General features: G+C 70.8%; 15 protein-coding genes. 5 read left to right on the top strand and 10 right to left on the bottom strand.

From position 1 onward, the window contains the following. Positions 1–146: 146 nt before the first annotated feature. Genes dgoD through ACF0H8_RS10195 form a run of 5 tightly spaced genes read right to left on the bottom strand, consistent with a single transcriptional unit; the run spans position 147 to position 5337 of the window. A complete protein-coding gene (dgoD, locus tag ACF0H8_RS10175) occupies positions 147–1295 on the bottom strand; it encodes a galactonate dehydratase (protein WP_395288815.1) in 1149 nt (382 codons plus the stop codon). Beyond that, positions 1292–2242: a C-terminal binding protein gene (locus ACF0H8_RS10180; RefSeq protein WP_395288816.1), complete on the bottom strand. Its 951-nt coding sequence runs from the start codon at positions 2240–2242 to the stop codon at positions 1292–1294. Before ACF0H8_RS10180 ends, dgoD begins: the two co-directional genes overlap by 4 nt. Before the next feature lie 7 nt (positions 2243–2249). Beyond that, positions 2250–3674, bottom strand: coding sequence for an Nramp family divalent metal transporter (locus ACF0H8_RS10185; protein WP_395288817.1), 1425 nt, complete (start codon positions 3672–3674; stop codon positions 2250–2252). A 59-nt stretch (positions 3675–3733) separates the two neighbouring features. Further along, positions 3734–4696, bottom strand: coding sequence for a sugar kinase (locus ACF0H8_RS10190; protein WP_395288818.1), 963 nt, complete (start codon positions 4694–4696; stop codon positions 3734–3736). Then, positions 4693–5337, bottom strand: coding sequence for a bifunctional 4-hydroxy-2-oxoglutarate aldolase/2-dehydro-3-deoxy-phosphogluconate aldolase (locus ACF0H8_RS10195; RefSeq protein ID WP_395288819.1), 645 nt, complete (start codon positions 5335–5337; stop codon positions 4693–4695). Before ACF0H8_RS10195 ends, ACF0H8_RS10190 begins: the two co-directional genes overlap by 4 nt. A gap of 523 nt (positions 5338–5860) precedes the next feature. Between ACF0H8_RS10195 and ACF0H8_RS10200 the strand changes: the two genes are divergently transcribed. Next, complete coding sequence (locus ACF0H8_RS10200; protein WP_395288820.1) at positions 5861–8023, top strand: DEAD/DEAH box helicase; 2163 nt, start codon at positions 5861–5863, stop codon at positions 8021–8023. Between the two features lie 206 nt (positions 8024–8229). Continuing rightward, complete coding sequence (locus tag ACF0H8_RS10205; protein WP_395288821.1) at positions 8230–8433, top strand: cold-shock protein; 204 nt, start codon at positions 8230–8232, stop codon at positions 8431–8433. A 205-nt stretch (positions 8434–8638) separates the two neighbouring features. On the opposite strand, the gene ACF0H8_RS10210 is transcribed toward ACF0H8_RS10205, so the two are convergent. The 5 genes from ACF0H8_RS10210 to ACF0H8_RS10230 are packed head-to-tail and all read right to left on the bottom strand — an operon-like array spanning position 8639 to position 13921. Then, positions 8639–9679: a LacI family DNA-binding transcriptional regulator gene (locus tag ACF0H8_RS10210; protein ID WP_395288822.1), complete on the bottom strand. Its 1041-nt coding sequence runs from the start codon at positions 9677–9679 to the stop codon at positions 8639–8641. Between the two features lie 57 nt (positions 9680–9736). Further along, entirely contained in the window at positions 9737–10705 is a 969-nt protein-coding gene (locus ACF0H8_RS10215) for a glycosyl hydrolase family 32 (protein ID WP_395288823.1), read from the bottom strand. A gap of 52 nt (positions 10706–10757) precedes the next feature. Beyond that, on the bottom strand, positions 10758–11606 hold the full coding sequence (locus ACF0H8_RS10220) for a carbohydrate ABC transporter permease (protein WP_395288824.1): 849 nt from the start codon (positions 11604–11606) through the stop codon (positions 10758–10760). After that, positions 11603–12541 (bottom strand): carbohydrate ABC transporter permease, encoded by a 939-nt coding sequence (locus tag ACF0H8_RS10225; RefSeq protein ID WP_395288825.1) that lies wholly within the window; start codon positions 12539–12541, stop codon positions 11603–11605. The genes ACF0H8_RS10220 and ACF0H8_RS10225 overlap by 4 nt, the downstream gene beginning before the upstream one ends. 57 nt (positions 12542–12598) lie before the next feature. Beyond that, positions 12599–13921 carry an extracellular solute-binding protein gene (locus tag ACF0H8_RS10230; RefSeq protein WP_395288826.1) on the bottom strand — a complete coding sequence of 441 codons (1323 nt, stop codon included), beginning with the start codon at positions 13919–13921 and terminating at the stop codon, positions 12599–12601. Positions 13922–14427: 506 nt separating this feature from the next. Here ACF0H8_RS10230 and ACF0H8_RS10235 point away from each other — a divergent pair. The 3 genes from ACF0H8_RS10235 (at position 14428) to ACF0H8_RS10245 (ending at position 16560) form a co-directional block, all read left to right on the top strand. Further along, positions 14428–14763 (top strand): hypothetical protein, encoded by a 336-nt coding sequence (locus ACF0H8_RS10235; RefSeq protein ID WP_395288827.1) that lies wholly within the window; start codon positions 14428–14430, stop codon positions 14761–14763. Continuing rightward, positions 14763–15689, top strand: coding sequence for an amidohydrolase (locus tag ACF0H8_RS10240; protein ID WP_395290863.1), 927 nt, complete (start codon positions 14763–14765; stop codon positions 15687–15689). The genes ACF0H8_RS10235 and ACF0H8_RS10240 overlap by 1 nt, the downstream gene beginning before the upstream one ends. A 232-nt stretch (positions 15690–15921) precedes the next feature. Further along, a complete protein-coding gene (locus ACF0H8_RS10245; RefSeq protein WP_395288828.1) occupies positions 15922–16560 on the top strand; it encodes a trimeric intracellular cation channel family protein in 639 nt (212 codons plus the stop codon). Positions 16561–16577 lie beyond the last annotated feature (17 nt).

Here is a 16577-nt window from a genome sequence, read left to right on the forward strand (position 1 = left end):
CTCTGTGGCGGCGCTTGACCTTGATCCCCTGGCGGCGGCCGCCTGATCCTGGCAGGGAGGACGGCGGAAGACGCCGGCCATCTGGCTGCAGGGGCGGGCGCCGGCTCGCGTTGAGCTCCTCGAGCGGCCGGCGGTGGGACCATCACTCACCATTCCGCGAGGGAGCCGTCGTCATGCCGCCATATGGGGTTGCGCCACCGGTGCCCGGCGGCGGCGCGCTCGCGTACGTAGTTCTCGTCGACCTCGATGCCCAGCCCCGACCCGGAGGGGATGGTCACCCAGCCGTGGTCGTAGGTGAACGCCGTGGGCTCCAGGACGTAGTCCAGCAGGTCGTTGCCGACGTTGTAGTGGATCCCGAGGCTCTGCTCCTGGATGAAGGCGTTGTAGCTGACGGCGTCGAGCTGCAGGCAGGCGGCCAGCGCGATGGGCCCGAGCGGGCAGTGCAGGGCCAGCGCGACGTCGTACGCCTCGGCCAGTGTGGCGATCTTGCGGGTCTCCGTGATGCCGCCGGCGTGCGAGGGGTCCGGCTGGGCTACGTCGACAGCACCGGAGGCGAGCAGATCCCGGAAGTCCCAGCGCGAGTAGAGCCGCTCGCCCAGGGCGATGGGCATCGGTGCCGAGCGCAGCACGTCGACGACCGCCGGCACGTGCTCGCTGAGCACCGGCTCCTCGACGAACATCAGGTGGAAGGGCTCCAGCTCCTTCAGCAGGACCTTGGCCATCGGCCGGTGCACCCGGCCGTGGAAGTCCACCCCGATCCCCACGTGCGGCCCCACGGCGTCCCGCACGGCCGCCACGCTCGCGACGCACTTCTCGACCTTCTCCCAGGTGTCGACGTACTGCAGCTCTGCGGTGCCGTTCATCTTGACCGCGTGGAAGCCGCGCCCGACGGCGGCCCGGGCGGCGCGCGCCGTCTCGCCGGGCCGGTCCCCGCCGATCCACGAGTAGACCTTGATGCGGTCGCGCACGCGGCCGCCGAGCAGCTCGTGGACCGGCACGCCGTGGTGCTTGCCGGCGATGTCCCACAGCGCCTGGTCGATCCCGGCCAGGGCGCTCATCAGGACCGGGCCGCCACGGTAGAACCCGCCGCGGTAGAGGACCGTCCAGTGGTCCTCGATGCGGAGCGGGTCCATGCCGACGAGGTAGTCGGCCAGCTCCTCGACCGCCGTGGCCACCGTGGCCGCCCGGCCCTCGAGCACCGGCTCGCCCCATCCGGTGATGCCCGTGTCCGTCTCCACCTTGAGGAACAGCCACCGCGGGGGCACCACGTAGGTCGTCAGGGACGTGATCCTCACGGGGTCACCGCGTACGCGACCGGCCGCCCGGCCAGGGCGTCGAGTGCGTTGCGCACGCAGCGGGCCTTCAGGGTGCCCATCGACTCCTCGGAGTACCAGCCGGCGTGCGGGGTCACCACCACCCGGGGGTGGCGCAGCACGGGGTCGGACCTGTCGGGCGGCTCTGACTCGAGCACGTCCAGCGCCACCCCGCGCAGGAGCCCCGAGTCCAGCACCCGCATCAGGGCCTGGATGTCGATGAGCCCGCCCCGGGCGGTGTTGACCAGCAGCGCCTCCGGCCGCATGAGCCGGAGCCGCCGCTCGTCGAGGAGGTGATGGGTGGCCGGCAGGTAGGGGACGTGCAGGCTCACCGCGTGGGACCGGGCGAGGAGGTCCGCCAGGGTGACGAACGGCGTGCCGTCGTCGGCGGTCGTGCCGGGGTCCGCCGTCACCTCGTGGGCGATGACCTCGTACCCGAGCCCGCGGGCCTTGCGGGCCACGACGCGGCCGATGGCCCCGAACCCGACGACCCCGAGCACGCTCCCTTGGATGCGGTGCAGCGGTCGCTGCAGCGCGGCGTCCCAGGAGCCGGCCTTGACCGAGGCGTCGTACCACGCCGTCGCCCGCGCCAGCGTGAGCAGCAGGGCGACGGCGTGGTCGCTCACCTCCTCGGTGCCGTAGTCCGGGACGTTCGCCACCACCACCCCGCGCCGGCTCGCCGCCGCGACGTCGACCGTGTCGACCCCGACGCCGTAGCGGCTCACCACCTTGAGCCCGGGCAGCGCATCGAGCACCCGCCCGGTGATCGGCGCGTACTGGACGAGCAGCCCGTCCGCGTCGGCGCACCGGGCGACGACGTCGTCCTCGGTCCGGCACTGCTCGAGCCGGAGTTCGACGCCGCCGTCGGCGGCGGCGCGGCGCTCGATGTCGACGTCGGGGTGGTCGCAGTCCGTGATGACGATCCGCATGGCTGCCTCAGGCCCCGCCGCCGAGAAGGTTCGAGATCTGCTGCTGGAAGGCGAGGAACGCGAGCACGCCGAAGAGCAGGAAGGACCAGATCATCGTGCCGGCCCGGAACCCGCTGATGCGGATCGGCTTGGGCAGCATCTTGCGGTTGGTGACGAGCAGCAGCATCGAGTAGACGAACATCATCGTGCCGCCGGTGACCGCCGCGATGACGATGAGGAGCAGCGGCTGGCCCAGCCCGACAGCGATGACGATGATGCCGATGAGGCACAGGCCCCAGACGAGGCCCGCGTAGAGCTTGGACTCGGAGACGTTGGGCAGGTACGCCGTCTTGAGCACGTCGGCCGCGAGCCGGCTGGTGTAGTCGACGATGCCGAGCGCCGCCATGAACAGGGCGATGGCGCCGATCACCCAGAAGAAGTAGCCGAACCAGGTGCCCACCCGGTCCATCAGCACGTTGCCCTCGACCTCGAGGAAGGAGATGTCCGACGCCAGCCCCTCGCGGCCGAAGACGGTGGCGTAGGCGAGCATCGACATGAACATGATGGACAGGAACGAGATGAGCACGAAGGTGAGCAGCTGCTCCTTGTTGGCGAAGCGCCACCATCCGCGCCAGTTCGCCAGGTTCTCCGGCGTGGGTCGGAAGATGAACCCGACGCGGCCGCGGGCCTCGGGCTGGCCCGTGATGGGGGAGACGATCTTCGGCACGTAGGCCCCCATGCCGAACCCCTTGTCCCGGATCCAGTTGCTCTGGCAGAGGTTCTGACCGCCACCGGCGCCGGCGAACGCCATCGCGCTCATGAGGAGGGCGAAGCCGAGGGTCGCGGCGGGGAACTGCGGCTCCGTCACGATGGTGGGCACGTCCCGCCACGCCGGACCGATGGCGAGCAGGGCGCCGACGACGATGAGGATGAGGAGCGCGGCGACCTTGATCATCTGCGCCCGTTCGAGGGCGTTGTAGACGATCGGTGCCAGGGTGAGGATCGCGCCGACCAGCAGGAGGATGACGATCGCGATGATCTCGACGCTGCCGCCGAAGATGTAGGTGATGAGGGTGGCCGAGCTCGTCGCCCACGCGGGCCAGATGTTGGCGAAGTAGGCGCCGATGGCGAAGACGAGCCCCCAGTGGCGCCACATGCGGCTGAACCCGGTGAGGATGGTCTCGCCGGTCGCGAGCGTGTAGCGCTCGATCTCCATGTTGAGGAAGTACTGGGTGATCAGCCCCACCAGCGCCGCCCACACGAAGGCCAGACCCACCTGCGACGCGATGTAGGGGAAGAGGATGAACTCGCCGCTGGCCATACCGACGCCGGCGGCCACGATGCCTGGTCCCACGAACTTCCACTGGTTCGCCGGGGGAGCCGGCAGATCGCGGAGCTGCGGGTAGGGAAGGTACTTGGTGGGGAACGAGCGGAGCGATTCGTCGATGGCCATCTCAGAGCTGCCTTCCTGGGATGTCGGAAGAACCGAGGGAGCCGCCGAGGAGGCGGCGGTCAGCGTTGGACGTCCTCCTGGGCGGTGAGCAGGGTGAGCTCGTGCGGCCGGGGGAACGCCTCCCAGTCGCCGGGCGCGGTGACGGCGAAGGCGCCGGTGATCGCGGTGATGCGCAGTCGTTCGGCGGGGTCGGCGCCGAGGACGCGGTAGGCGAGGTAGCCGGCCACGAACGCGTCCCCGGCTCCGACGCTGTCCACGGCCTGCACCGGCACGGGTGGGGCCTCCATGAGCTCACCGTCGAGCAGGGCGGTCGCTCCGCGCCGGCCGAGCTTGATGACGACCTCCCGGGGGCCCAGCTCCTTCAGCCCTGCGGCGAGCCGGTCCGGCCCGGCCTCGGCGAAGTCCTCGCCGAGGGCGATCCGGGCCTCGTCGTCGCCAGCGAAGACTATGTCGGCGGCCGCGACGTGCTCGCGGAACACCGGGGCCGCCGTGGCGGCGTCCCACAGCCGGGAGCGGTAGTTGAGATCCAGCGAGACTGGCACCCCGCCTTCCCTGGCACGGCGCAGCGCCTCCCTGACGGCGGCCGCAGGTCGCGGGCCGAGCGCCGGAGTGATCCCCGTGAGGTGGAGGACGGCGGCGCCCTCGATGACGCCGTCGGGAAGGTCCTCCGGGGCCAGGTGCGAGCCGGCGCTGCCGCGGCGGTAATAGATGACGTTGGCCGTGGTGGACGTGCGTCGCTCGCGCAGCATGAGCGCGGTGGGCGCCGGGTCCCGGGTCGCGAGGCAGTGCACGCCCTCGGCGAGCAGCTGCCGCTCCACGAGGTCCCCGACCGGGTCCCGGCCGAGGCGGCCGATCCACGTGGCGGGGATCCCGAGTCGTGCGACGCCGATGGCGACGTTGGACTCCGCCCCTCCCATGGACAGGGTCATGTGGCGGGCCAGGGAGAGCGGTCCGACGTCGTCCGCCACGAGGAGCCCGAGGGTCTCCCCGAGCGTGACGAGCCCGGCCGCCCTTTCCGTCATGCTGCCGCCTCGGTGAGCACGGCGCGGGCACGCTCGGCGAGGGCGCTGAGGTCGCCGTCGCCGTCGAGGGCTCTCCCGATGAGCGGGCTACCGAGGCCGACGGCGTAGGCGCCGGCGTCCAGCCACGCGCGGACGGAGGCGATGTCGATGCCGCCGGTCGGGATGATCGGGATGTCCGGTAGCGGGGCGCGGATCGCCTTGAGGTAGCCCGGGCCGAGGGCGCCGCCCGGGAAGAGCTTGACCGCGCTCGCGCCGGCCTCCCAGGCGAGCTGGATCTCGGTGGGGGAGAGGGCGCCGGGGTAGGCGGCGAGCCCGCGCGCGGAGGCGGCCGCGACGACCTCAGGGACCACGGTGGGCGAGACGACGAACCGGGCGCCGGCGTCGGCGCAGCGCTGGACGTCCTCGACGGTGAGTACCGTGCCGACGCCGAGGTCGATGCCGTTCGGCAGGTTCCGGGCGAGAGTCTGGACGACGTCGAGGGCGCCGCGGGTGGTCAGCGTCAGCTCGAGGCAGCGGATGCCGTTCTCGACGAGGACCCCGACGACGTCCCCGGCGCGCGCTGCGTCCACGGCGCGGAGGATGGCGATGACCCGAGTTTCCTTCAGCGCCTGGCTCGTCGGTGTCCGTTCGGTGATCAGCACTCCGCACTCCTTCGTGCGCGTCCGCTGGGCATGATGCCGTCTGGATCTCCGTCGCAGGAATGATCCGGCAGACGCCCAGACCGCACAAGCGGGGGTTCTCGCAGTGGTGCCCTCGATGGCGGCTGGAACCACGGCGATGCTGGTTCTCGTAATCCATGCAATCCTCGCAATCCTCGTGGTCCTCGTGGTCTCGCGGCCGCAGGGGTCGTGGAGATGGCCGTGCCCTGCACCTGAGACAGGCGGTAGCATGAGAACCTCACCGACTCCCATCACGGACCGCTCGCGACGACGAGCCGTGCGCTGAGATCGGTGATCGGCCCTCGTGCGAGGGGTCGGAGGTTCCACGGTGGGCGGGCCGTTCGAGTGCGACGCGTCGATCTCTACGTAGATCCGCGAGGCCGGCTCACGTCCCGGAGGGCCAAGTCAGGCCCGCTTCCATCGACGTCCAGCGGCCGGGCCGCGGGGCTGTGCGCGGGTTTGTCCCCGCCGTGGTGACCGGTCGGAAACGCTAGAGGAGGACTCTGTGGCTCGAGGAGCCCAGCGCCAGTCGGGCGCGCGCAGTACCGCTCCACGCAATCAGCGACGGGCCCGCAACCACGACGACGACGGCATCATGCCGGTGCTCGCCCGGGTCGCGCGGGAGGTCGAGGCGGCCGTGCAGCGCGGTCGAAAGGCGCCTTCGGTACGCACGAAGTTCCAGGTCGTCGCGCTGCTGGTGCGCGAGGAGCGTGCCCGGCTGAAGGCGGACACGACCATCGGTGAAGCCCGGCGCGGCGAGCAGCTCAAGCGCCTCGACGGCATCGCCACCATCCTCGCGAAGACTGCGGCCCGCGATACGTCCTTGCTGGCGCTGCTCGGCGCCGACGCGGTCCTCACGGACGGTGCCAGGTCGCTCAAGCGCGAGCTGCTGCATGAGATCGGCGTCGAGGTGGCCCCCGACGAGGTCGCGACGGAGCCTCCCGCGACTTCCGCGCCCCCTCCGCGCCGCGTCGTGCCACAGTCGGTCGTGTCGCGGCAGCTCGCCAACCCCTTCCTCGCACCAGACTTCTCGGCCGTCGACAGGCGGAGGGCTCAGCCGCGCCGCCTGGCCGGCTGGGAGCTGCTCGAGCCCCTGTTCAGGTCGTTCGAGATCGGCGGGTCCTCGTCCTGCATGGACCTGCCCGAGCCGTCGTCGGTCCGCGTACCGAGCGGCCTCCAGCTGATGCCGCACCAGGCGCGAATGGTTGCTGCCGCCGCGGCGGGGCACCGGACCTTCCTGCTCGCCGATGAGCCCGGTCTGGGCAAGACGGCACAGGCGCTGCTTGCCGCGCAGGCGGCGAACGCCTACCCGTTGCTCGTCGTCGTGCCGAACGTCGTCAAGACCAACTGGGCACGCGAAGCCGGTCTCTGGACACCCCACCGTCGCGCGACCGTGATCCACGGAGACGGTGACACGGTCGACGGCTTTGCGGACATCGTCATCATCAACTACGAGGTGCTCGACCGGCACGTGGGGTGGCTCGGCGACCTCGGGTTCCGCGGCATGGTGGTCGACGAGGCGCACTACATCAAGAACAAGAAGTCGCAGCGCTCCCAGCACGTGCTGCAGATCTCCGAGCGCATCCGCTCCCGCACGGGGAGTCCGCTGCTGATGGCCCTCACCGGCACCCCGCTGATCAACGACATCGAGGACTTCCGCGCCATCTGGCAGTTCCTGGGCTGGATCGACGACAAGAAGCCGCTCGGCGAGCTGATGGAGGCTCTTGAGGAGACCGGCCTGACTCCCGCCGACCACGCCTTCTACGCCGCGGCACGCACCAGCGTGATCGACCGCGGGATCGTTCGTCGCCGCAAGATCGACGTGGCCGCCGACATCCCGGCCCGTCGCGTCGCCGATCTGCCCGTCGAGCTCGACGACGAGGCCGGGCGGTCGATCCGCGCGGCCGAGCGCGCGCTCACGCGTCGCCTCGTGTCGCGCTACGAGAAGGCGCTCGAGGCGCGTCATACCAACGTCGTCGTCGAGGGCATCGACCATGACCTCGTGCGTCAGGTCGCCAGGTGGGAGAGGGCCGACAAGGCCACCACCAAGTCCGACGAGAACGTCTTCAGCATGATGCGACGCATCGGCCAGGCGAAGGCAGGCCTCGCGGCCGACTACGCCGCACAGCTCGCGCGCAGTGTCGGCAAGGTCGTCTTCTTCGCGAAGCACATCGACGTGATGGACACCGCCGAGGAGTCCTTCGCCCGGCGCGGGATTCGATTCGCGTCGATTCGTGGCGATCAGACGGCGTCGGCACGGCAGAAGAATGTCGACGCCTTCAGAGAAGATCCTGACGTCGCCGTCGCGGTCTGCTCGCTGACTGCCGCCGGGGTCGGGCTCAACCTGCAGGTCGCCTCCAACATGGTGCTCGCGGAGCTCTCGTGGACCGACGCGGAGCAGACACAGGCCATCGACCGCATCCACCGCATCGGGCAGGAGGAGCCGGTCACGGCGTGGCGGATCATCGCCGCACAGACCCTCGACGCGCGGATCGCGGAGCTGATCGACAGCAAGGCGGGGCTCGCCGCCAGGGCGCTCGACGGGTCGGACGAGGAGATGTCCTCCTCGACCGACGTGCAGCTGGACGCGCTCGTCGCGCTCCTCACGGACGCGCTGTCTCAAGTCACGGGTCAGCGCCTAGACCCGATCCGCAAGACCTCCGCCTGATCCTGGGTGGCCGTGGGCAAATCGGTCGCCCGCGTCGCGGTACGCGCTGACATGCCGTACTGTTACTGGGGTTGCAGTGTGTCGAAGTCTTGTGTGTCCCCGGTCTCGGTCGGGTTTGCGGTTCCTTCATGGAGCAGACATAGATTCACCGTGACAAACGGCCGCCGACTGGCGCGGTCGTTTGACAGCTTCAAGAAGGAGTAGCCATGGCCACCGGAACCGTCAAGTGGTTCAACGCCGAGAAGGGGTTCGGCTTCATCGCCCCCGACGACAACACCGCCGACGTCTTCGTCCACTACTCGGCCATCACGTCGAGCGGTTACCGCTCGCTCGACGAGAACCAGAAGGTCGAGTTCGACACGACGCAGGGCCCCAAGGGCCCGCAGGCGGAGAACGTCCGCCCGCTCTGAGCCCAGCTCAGCACCGAGGACCCCGGCACCATCGTGCCGGGGTTCTCGCGTCCCGGGCCGCGGCAGGGCGTGAGCCGGGCTGCCTGGGCGAGGACTTCGCGCGCCTGACGGTCTTGCCCTCACTGGCACGACCGGTCACCCCGCCCGGCGACTGCCTTCAGGTTTGACCGACCGGGTGGCGACGCCGCCGGGCACAGCGCAGGCCTCAGGCTTGCGCGGGCACGGCGGTCGGTGCCTCCGCCACCGAGCCGCGGCGCACGAGCGGACAGTCGACGAGCTGCAGGGGTGGGACGGCCGCGGCCGGGTCGCTCACCAGGCGCAGGAGACTGCGGGCGGCGACGGCGCCCATGGCGCGGTGCGGCAAAGCGACGGTGGTCAGCCCTGGCCGCATCTCCCGCGCGACCACGTAAAGATCGTCGAACCCCACGACGGAGAGGTCGCGGGGGATGCGCAGGCCCCGGTCCTCGGCGGCGTGGTAGGCGCCGACGGCCATCTCGTCGTTGAACGCGAAGACGGCCGTGGGCGGCTGGGGCAGGTCCAGGAGAGCCGCCACCGCCTCCCGGCCGCCGGCAGAGCTGGAGGTCGCGCGGACCACCAGCGTGTCGTCCCGGGGGAGCCCCCGGGCGTCCAGCTCAGCGCGGTAGCCGGCCAGCCGGCCCGTGACCGCGGGCCCGTCGTTGCGGTCGAGGACGAAGCCGATGCGGCGGTGGCCGTGGTCGGCCAGCGCGGCGACGGCGGTACGCGCGCCGGCCTCCTCGTCGGGGACGACGGCGGGCACGTATCCCCGGGCCGGGCGCGCGTCGAGGAGGACGACGGGAAGCCCGGTGAGCAGCTCCGGGACCTCGACGTGCCGGTGATACATCGTGGCGTAGAGGACACCGGCCACCTGCTGCTGGCGCAGGGCGCGGATGGCGCTGCGCTCGAGCTCGCTGTCCCCGCCGGTGTCGACCAGCATGAGGAGGTACCCGGCCTCCCAGGCTGCCTCCTGCGCCCCTTGGATGAGCTGGCCGGCGTACGGCGTGGTCGCGATGACATCGCTGATCAGCGCGAGAATGCCGGAGCGGCGGGTCCTAAGGCCGCGCGCCAGCCCGTTGGGGAGGTAGCCGAGCTCGCGCGCCGCTGCCTGAACGCGCTCGCGGGTGGCCGTCTTCACGCGCGCCCCGGGGACATCGTTGAGGACCACCGAGACGGTGGACGGCGAAACGCCCGCCAGCTCGGCGACCTCCTTGATCCTCGCTCTTGTCACGGTCCGTCCCCTGCCTGGTGCGGTGGTCGGCTCGTTCGCCTGACAGCAGTATCGCGTTCAACGCCCGCGCGCAGGTGTCCCGACCCTCAGCGTGCCGTCGGGCGAGACGAGGACAGGCATGGGGTCGCTGAGGGCACCGACGAACGCGCCGGCGTCGTCGAGGTTCTCCCACGCGAAGAAGTGCCACCGGCCGTCGTGCTCGAGCATGCGCCCGGCGTAGTGGCGCGCTCGCTCGTCGCCCACCAGGAACTCGTCGGTCTCGAGCCGGTACGGGCCCAGCCGGTCCTCGGCCACGAGGTAGTGAGTGCCGCCGTGGGCGATGACACCCGGCCGCGACAGGCGTGCTGCGCTGTGCTCGCCGGCGGTCACGCAGTACAGGACCCGCCAGAGCCCGCCGAGGTGGACCAGCTGGGGAACCTCGAGGTGGAAGAACTCGCCGGGGCTCGACACGGGCGGGCCCGCCTCCCAGTGCTCGAGGTCCGCGGAGGTCGCGTGCCCGATGACGCCGCGGCCGTCGAGAGGCCCGCGGTCCGCACGCGCGGTGAGCAGCATGTGGAACCGGTCGGTCGGCTCGTCCCACCACACCCACGGGTCACGCCACGCCTCCTCGCGCACGGCACCGTGGAGCTTCTCGTACCAGCGCGGGTCCGCCTCGAGCACGGGCCCGTGCCGGGTCCAGGTGAGGAGGTCCGGTGAGCTCGCGCGACCCACCCGCTGCACCGCGCCGTGCTCGGCACGGGAGACGCCCGTGTAGAACATATGCCAGCGCTCGCCGGCCCGGACGACGCTCCCCGTCCAGGTGGCGAGGTCGTCGAAGGCGCCGAGGGGTCCCGGGCCGAGGGCATCAGGGAGCACGTGCCACCGGTGCAGGTCCCGGGAGACCGCGTGCCCGATGGTGGCGTGCTGGTGGCGCAGGTCCGGGTCTCCGAGTGCGCGGGGCGCCTGGAGGTAGAACACGTGAACGTCCGCGCCGTCCACGGCGAACCAGAAGTCCCAGAGCCACCTGTCGGTCAGCGTCAGCGCCATGTCGTTCCCGCCTCTCCGCGGGCGTGCCGTCCGTGCGCGCGCTGCGCCGCCGTCATCCCTTCAGCCCCGAGGACGCCAGGCTCTGGACGAACCACCGCTGGAAGAGCAGGAAGACCACGAGCACCGGGAGGACCATCAGCACGCCGAAGGCGAAGATCTGGCCCCAGTCGTACGGCGGCTGGCCCTGGAAGACCGAGATGGCGAGCGGGAGCGGACGGCGCTGCGGCTGGTCGATCATCATCACGGGCCACAAGAACGACCCCCAGGTGGTGAGGAACGTCAGGATCGTGACCGTGGCGAAGACGGGCCGGGACACCGGCACCACGATTCTGAAGAAGGTGCGCCACGGGCCCGCGCCGTCGATCCGTGCCGCCTCCTCGAGCTCCTTGGGGAGGCCGACGAAAAAGGAATAGAAGAGGTAGATGGAGAACGCGCTCGCCACGAACGGCAGGAACTGGACGTAGTACGTGTTGCGGTGGTCGTTGAGCAGGTAGAAGAGCGGCACGGCGATCGCCTCGAAGGGCAGGATGGTCAGCGCCACCACCCCCACGACCATGAGGTCGCGCCCCCACCAGCGCAGCCTGGCCAGGGCGTAGGCAGCCGCGGAGTTGACCAGCAGGCCCACGAGCACGACGACCGACGTCACCAGCAGCGAGGTGAGGTAGAAGTCGCCGAAGTAGCCCGTCGCCGGGCTGTCGAAACGGTCCAGCATGCCGTTGTAGTTGTCGAGGGAGAGGTTCGCCGGCGCGAACCCGGCCAGACCGTCGATCACCTCGTTCGACGGCTTCAGGCTGCCGATGACGAGGTAGGCGACGGGGGCGACGAAGGCGAGGGCGAGCACGGTGAGCGCGACGTAGGTGAGGAGGGTCCGCACCGGGTTCCTGCGGCGTCCGGCGGTCACGACACCTCACGTTCCTCTCTCAGAAGGCGGCGCTGCAGGAGCGCGACTGACAGCACGATGAGGAAGAACAGAACCGTGATGGCCGACGCGCGCCCCACGTTGTTCGCATCGAACGCGCTGGTCACTGCCTGGTACATCACCGTGGTCGTCGACTGCTGGGGCCCGCCCTGGGTCATGATGTAGATCTGGTCGAAGAGCCGGAAGGACAAGATCGTCGTCACGAGCACCACGAAGACGAGGGTGTTGCGCAGGCCCGGGAGGGTGACGTGCCGGAACTGCCGCCACCGGCCGGCGCGGTCCAGGGACGCGGCCTCGTACAGCTGCTGGGGGATGCCCTGGAGGCCGGCGAGGATGATGACCATCTGCAGGCCGGCGCCCTGCCACACGGACATGACGATGATCGCTGCAAGCGCCGTGCGGGGATCACCGAGCCAGTCGTACGGTCCCAGTCGCCCCAGCGAGAGCGTGTCGACCACCGCGTTCAGCATGCCGAGCTCACCGCGGGAGTAGATCGCCTTCCACACGACCGCGACAAGGGCCATCGGGAAGACCACCGGCATGAAGAAGAACGTGCGGAAGAAGGCCATCGCGCGCAGCGGACGGTTGAGCAGCAGGGCGAGGCCGAGGGCGAGCGCGGTCTGGAGGGGGACCACCACTGCGGCGAAGACGGTGTTGTTGAGCAGGCCGCGGTAGAACTCCGCGCTGAAGTCCGGGTCGAGCAGGATCCGGCGGTACTGCTCCAACCCCATCCAGCTGGGCGGCGCCGGGGTGTCGAGGCGGACGTTGTGCAGCGAGAGCCAGCCTGCCAAGAGGAACGGCACGACGACGAACACGGCGAGCGCGACGCCGGCGGGTGCGAACATCGCCCAGCCGGTCCCCGCGTCCGGTCGGCCGCCGGCGCGCCGGCGGGTGCGGGGCGCTGGTGCCACTGTCATCAGTTCTCCTTCCCAGGCCGGGGTGGGCGGCGAGCGCCTCCCCACCCCGGTGCCGGCTCAGCGGAGGCCGTAGCCGTCGTTGTCCTGGTAATCCAGATCGATCGTGCGGGCGGCCTTGTCGAGCAGCTCCTGGGCGTCGCCGCCCTCGTAGGCCCCGAAGAAGGCCTCCGAGAACTGCTGGCTGATGACCGGGTAGGCGGGCGTGACCGGGCGCGGCACCGCCACGCAACCCGGGCTGAGGGCGCCGTCTCCGCATGTGCGCTCGAGGGAGTCGGCGAACAGCGCGAGCGGCCCCTCCGGGCCGTAGAGCTCGCTGGCCCCAACGGCGCTCGTGGTCGCCGGGGGCGCAGCGTTCGCCATTGTCATGGTGGTGACCGCATCGTCGGAGGCGAGGTGATCGAGGAACGCAGCGGCACCCTCGGCGTTCTCGGACTCCGGGTTCACGCCCCAGGCCCATGAGCCCTGACCGCTCTTGGGGCCCTGGCCGAAGTCCGGCAGGGGCAGGACGACGAGCTTGTCACCCAGCGCCTCGGCGTAGGTGTTGTACACCCAGTGCCCGACCCAGCTCAGCGCGACCCGCTCGTCGACGAAGGCCGCGTCGTCGGTGTTCGGGTCCACGAAGGGCCGCCAGGCCGCGAACCGCTCGACCGCTGCGACGGCGGAGGCGCTGTTGAGGTGACCGTCCGCCTGGCCGTCCTCGACGAGCCGCTCGCCCGCGGACCAGAGCACGGGGAGGAAGCCGTAGGTCGGCCACTCGGCGCCGTAGTTCTCCTTGATGTCGAGCACCTGCCCGTCCGGGTCCGACGCCTGGAGGGACTTCAGCGCGGCCTCGAACTCCTCGGCGGTCCAGGCGTCGTCGAGGCCCTCGGGGTAGTCCACGCCGGCGGCGTCGAGAAGCTCCCTGTTGCCGTAAATCCCCAGCGACGCGTCGAACTGGGAGATGCCGTAGACCTTCGAGTCGCCGGGGAAGGTGTTTTGGGCGAGCACGGACGCCGTCTGGTTCTTGAGTGTCTCGGGGGCCACCAGGTCGCCGACCGGGGCGAGCTTGCCGGCGTGGACCAGTGAGGCCATCATCGGCCCGTCGTACTCCAGGACGTCCGGCAGCTCGCCCGGGTCCGTGGTGGTCAGGGTGCTCGTGTAGTCAGCCTCAGGGACGAACTGCAGCGTCGCGGTGTACTCCTGCTGAGAGGTGTTGAAGTCCTCGATGATCTCCTCGAGGGCCTGGACCTCCGACTCCTGCCCCTGGTGAGCCCAGACGGTGACCTCTCCGGTGCTGGAGGCGTCGCCGCCGTCGGTGCCACCGCTCCCGCCGCATGCCGCCAGGATCGAGGCGGTGGCCGTGACCATGACGGTCGTGCCGACCTGCCGAACTCTCTTCATCGAGACCTCCGTGGGATCGCCCTCGTTGCCGAATCGTTTTGGCAGACTCGCAGAGGGGAGTAGGACTGTCAAGAGGTGGGCGTCCATATACGGGATGGTGGAGTGCGCCGCGACCGTTCCGACGGCAGGCGGATCGACGAGTCCCTGGCCGCCTGTCAGAACGCAGCAATCACCTCCGGACTGCGTTCTCACAGACGTCGGCGGCAGAGCGCCGTAGTCCTCACCGGGTGCGCGGCAGCGTGAGGGCGAGGGCAGCGGGGACCAGAGCCACGGTGCCAGGTTGCCGAGGGCGGCGCCGGCGCCGCGCCGGTGAAACCGCCGGGATCATCACCGGGGTTGCGGCCCGCGCGACGCCAGCGACGGCGCGACATCGGTTGCGGAGCCATCGCGAGCAGACGGCATGCACCGCGAGGCCGTGCGGGGGATGCTGGTCGCCGCCGTCACGCGCGCGATTGTCCGCCGTGGACGGACCCAGGAACTTGACGCTCATGGTGGGGAGGATCTGGATGAGTGCTGCGTCAGCCGTCGAGGCGGTCCTTCGTGGTCAGGCGGAGATCGGGGAGTGGCAGGAGGGGTTGTACCGGGACCTGCACGCGCATCCCGAGCTCGGCCATCAGGAGACGCGCACGGCGGGGGTGGTCGCGGCGGAGCTGCGGCAGCTGGGGTTCGTGGTGCACGAGAACGTTGGGGGCACCGGCGTCGTCGGGGTGCTCGTCAACGGCGACGGGCCGGTGGTGCTGATGCGGGCCGACATGGACGCGCTGCCGGTCGCGGAGGCGACCGGGCTGCCCTATGCCAGCGCCGTGCGCACGACGGAGGTGCCGGGAACGAAGTGCCCGTGATGCACGCCTGCGGTCACGACGTCCACGTCGCCTGCCTGCTCGGGGCGGCGCGTCTTCTCGCGGGATCGACGCCGTCCTGGCGCGGGACGTTCGTGGCGCTGTTCCAACCGGCGGAGGAGCTCGCCGAGGGCGCTGACCGCATGGTCGCTGACGGGCTGGCCGCGCTGGTCCCGAAGCCGGACGTCGTCTTCGGCCAGCATGTCCTGGCCCATCCTGCCGGCACCGTCGGGACCCGCTCGGGCCCGTTCCTCTCGCTCGCGGAGAGTGTGCGGGTGACGGTCTACGGTCGCGGCAGCCACGGGTCGATGCCGCACCTGGCCGTCGATCCCGCGGTGCTTGCCGCCATGATCGTCATCCGCCTGCAGACCGTGGTCTCCCGGGAGCTGCCCCCCGGGGAGTTCGCGGTCCTCACGGTGGGCCGGATCGCCGTGGGCGCGAAGAGCAACATCATCGACGACCATGCGTTGCTCGAGCTGAACCTGCGTGCCTACAGCGAGCAGACCCGGGCGCGGATGGTCGCCGCCGTGAGGCGGATCGTCCGCGCGGAGTGCGCGGCCTCGGGGTCACCGCGGGAGCCGAAGTTCGAGAGCTACGACCGCTACCCGTTGACCGACAACGACCCGGACGTCACCGCGAGGGTCACCGCCGCGTTTCGCGAGTACTTCGGTGAGGCGGCCGGAGACTTCGGGCGTCAGACCGCCAGTGAGGACTTCTCGGCGGTGCCTGACGCGCTGGGAGCCCCGTACACCTACTGGGCCATCGGCGGCATCGACCCGGACCTCTACCGGACCGCTGCGGCGCGGGGCACTCTGGCCGAGGATGTCCCGGGCAACCACTCGCCCACGTTCGCGCCCGTGATGCGGCCGACCCTGCGGACCGGCACCGCTGCCGCCGTCGTGGCCGCACTGGCGTGGTTGGCGGCGTAGCGCCGGCTGGTGGAATCATCAGGCCTGGCGGCGCCTGTGGCGACGCAGCCGCCAGCGTCATGGCGCGAAGGGGACCTCCGGTCGGGATCGGGCACCGCCGTCGCCGGCGGGACCCGAGCGGTGCAGCACCCCGCCGGAGCCGAGCGATGCAGCACCGGGGCCACGGTCCGCGAGGTCGCCCGGGAGCCCGCCGATTCAGGGTGTTGCCGTTCTCCCAGGAAGGGGAGTTGCCGTGTCCGCCGCTGACGCCGTCCGTGCTCTGGATCTGCTCGGTGTCTTCGCCTTCGCCGTCAACGGAGCCTTCACCGCAGCGGAGAAGACCCGGGTCGACATCGTCGGGATCCTGACGCTGGGCGTCATCACCGCCCTCGGTGGCGGCCTGGTTCGGGACCTGTGCATCGGGGCGGTGCCTCCGGCGGCGTTCACCGATCGGTACTACCTGGCCGTCGCCGCCGGCGGCGCCCTCATCGCCTTCTTCGTCAGCCAGCTTCCCCGGCTGATCCACCACTCGATGCTCGTTCTCGACGCCGTGGGACTGAGCGTGTTCGCCGTGGTGGGTGCGCAGAAGGCGATCGCGTTCGGTCTCGATCCCGCACCGGCCATCCTCCTCGGTGCCGTGACGGCGGTGGGCGGCGGGACGATCCGGGACGTGCTCATCCGCGAGATCCCGTCCGTGCTCGCCAGCGGTCTCTACGCGGTCCCGGCCGTGATCGGCGCTGCCATCGCCGTGGCCACCGCCCACCACCCGGTCCTCGGGGTCTCTGGCGCGGTGCTCGGCGCCGTCGTGTGCTTCACGATCCGCATGCTGGGCCTGCGGTTCAACATCGACGCCCCAGCCGCTCGCCGCCGTCACGACCGCGAGAAGTCGTGAGAGCGGAGGACGGCCGC

Source organism: Georgenia sp. AZ-5 (genome assembly GCF_043952095.1).
Lineage (GTDB): Bacteria > Actinomycetota > Actinomycetes > Actinomycetales > Actinomycetaceae > Georgenia.

What these genes read in the sequence shown, in the direction of transcription:
- ACF0H8_RS10235 (WP_395288827.1), top strand. Translation starts at nt 14,428, where the DNA reads ATGAGTGCTGCGTCAGCCGTCGAGGCGGTCCTTCGTGGTCAGGCGGAG.
- ACF0H8_RS10215 (WP_395288823.1), bottom strand. Translation starts at nt 10,705, where the DNA reads ATGGCGCTGACGCTGACCGACAGGTGGCTCTGGGACTTCTGGTTCGCC.
- ACF0H8_RS10205 (WP_395288821.1), top strand. Translation starts at nt 8,230, where the DNA reads ATGGCCACCGGAACCGTCAAGTGGTTCAACGCCGAGAAGGGGTTCGGC.
- ACF0H8_RS10185 (WP_395288817.1), bottom strand. Translation starts at nt 3,674, where the DNA reads ATGGCCATCGACGAATCGCTCCGCTCGTTCCCCACCAAGTACCTTCCC.
- ACF0H8_RS10190 (WP_395288818.1), bottom strand. Translation starts at nt 4,696, where the DNA reads ATGACGGAAAGGGCGGCCGGGCTCGTCACGCTCGGGGAGACCCTCGGG.
- ACF0H8_RS10225 (WP_395288825.1), bottom strand. Translation starts at nt 12,541, where the DNA reads ATGACAGTGGCACCAGCGCCCCGCACCCGCCGGCGCGCCGGCGGCCGA.
- ACF0H8_RS10230 (WP_395288826.1), bottom strand. Translation starts at nt 13,921, where the DNA reads ATGAAGAGAGTTCGGCAGGTCGGCACGACCGTCATGGTCACGGCCACC.
- ACF0H8_RS10240 (WP_395290863.1), top strand. Translation starts at nt 14,763, where the DNA reads ATGCACGCCTGCGGTCACGACGTCCACGTCGCCTGCCTGCTCGGGGCG.
- ACF0H8_RS10180 (WP_395288816.1), bottom strand. Translation starts at nt 2,242, where the DNA reads ATGCGGATCGTCATCACGGACTGCGACCACCCCGACGTCGACATCGAG.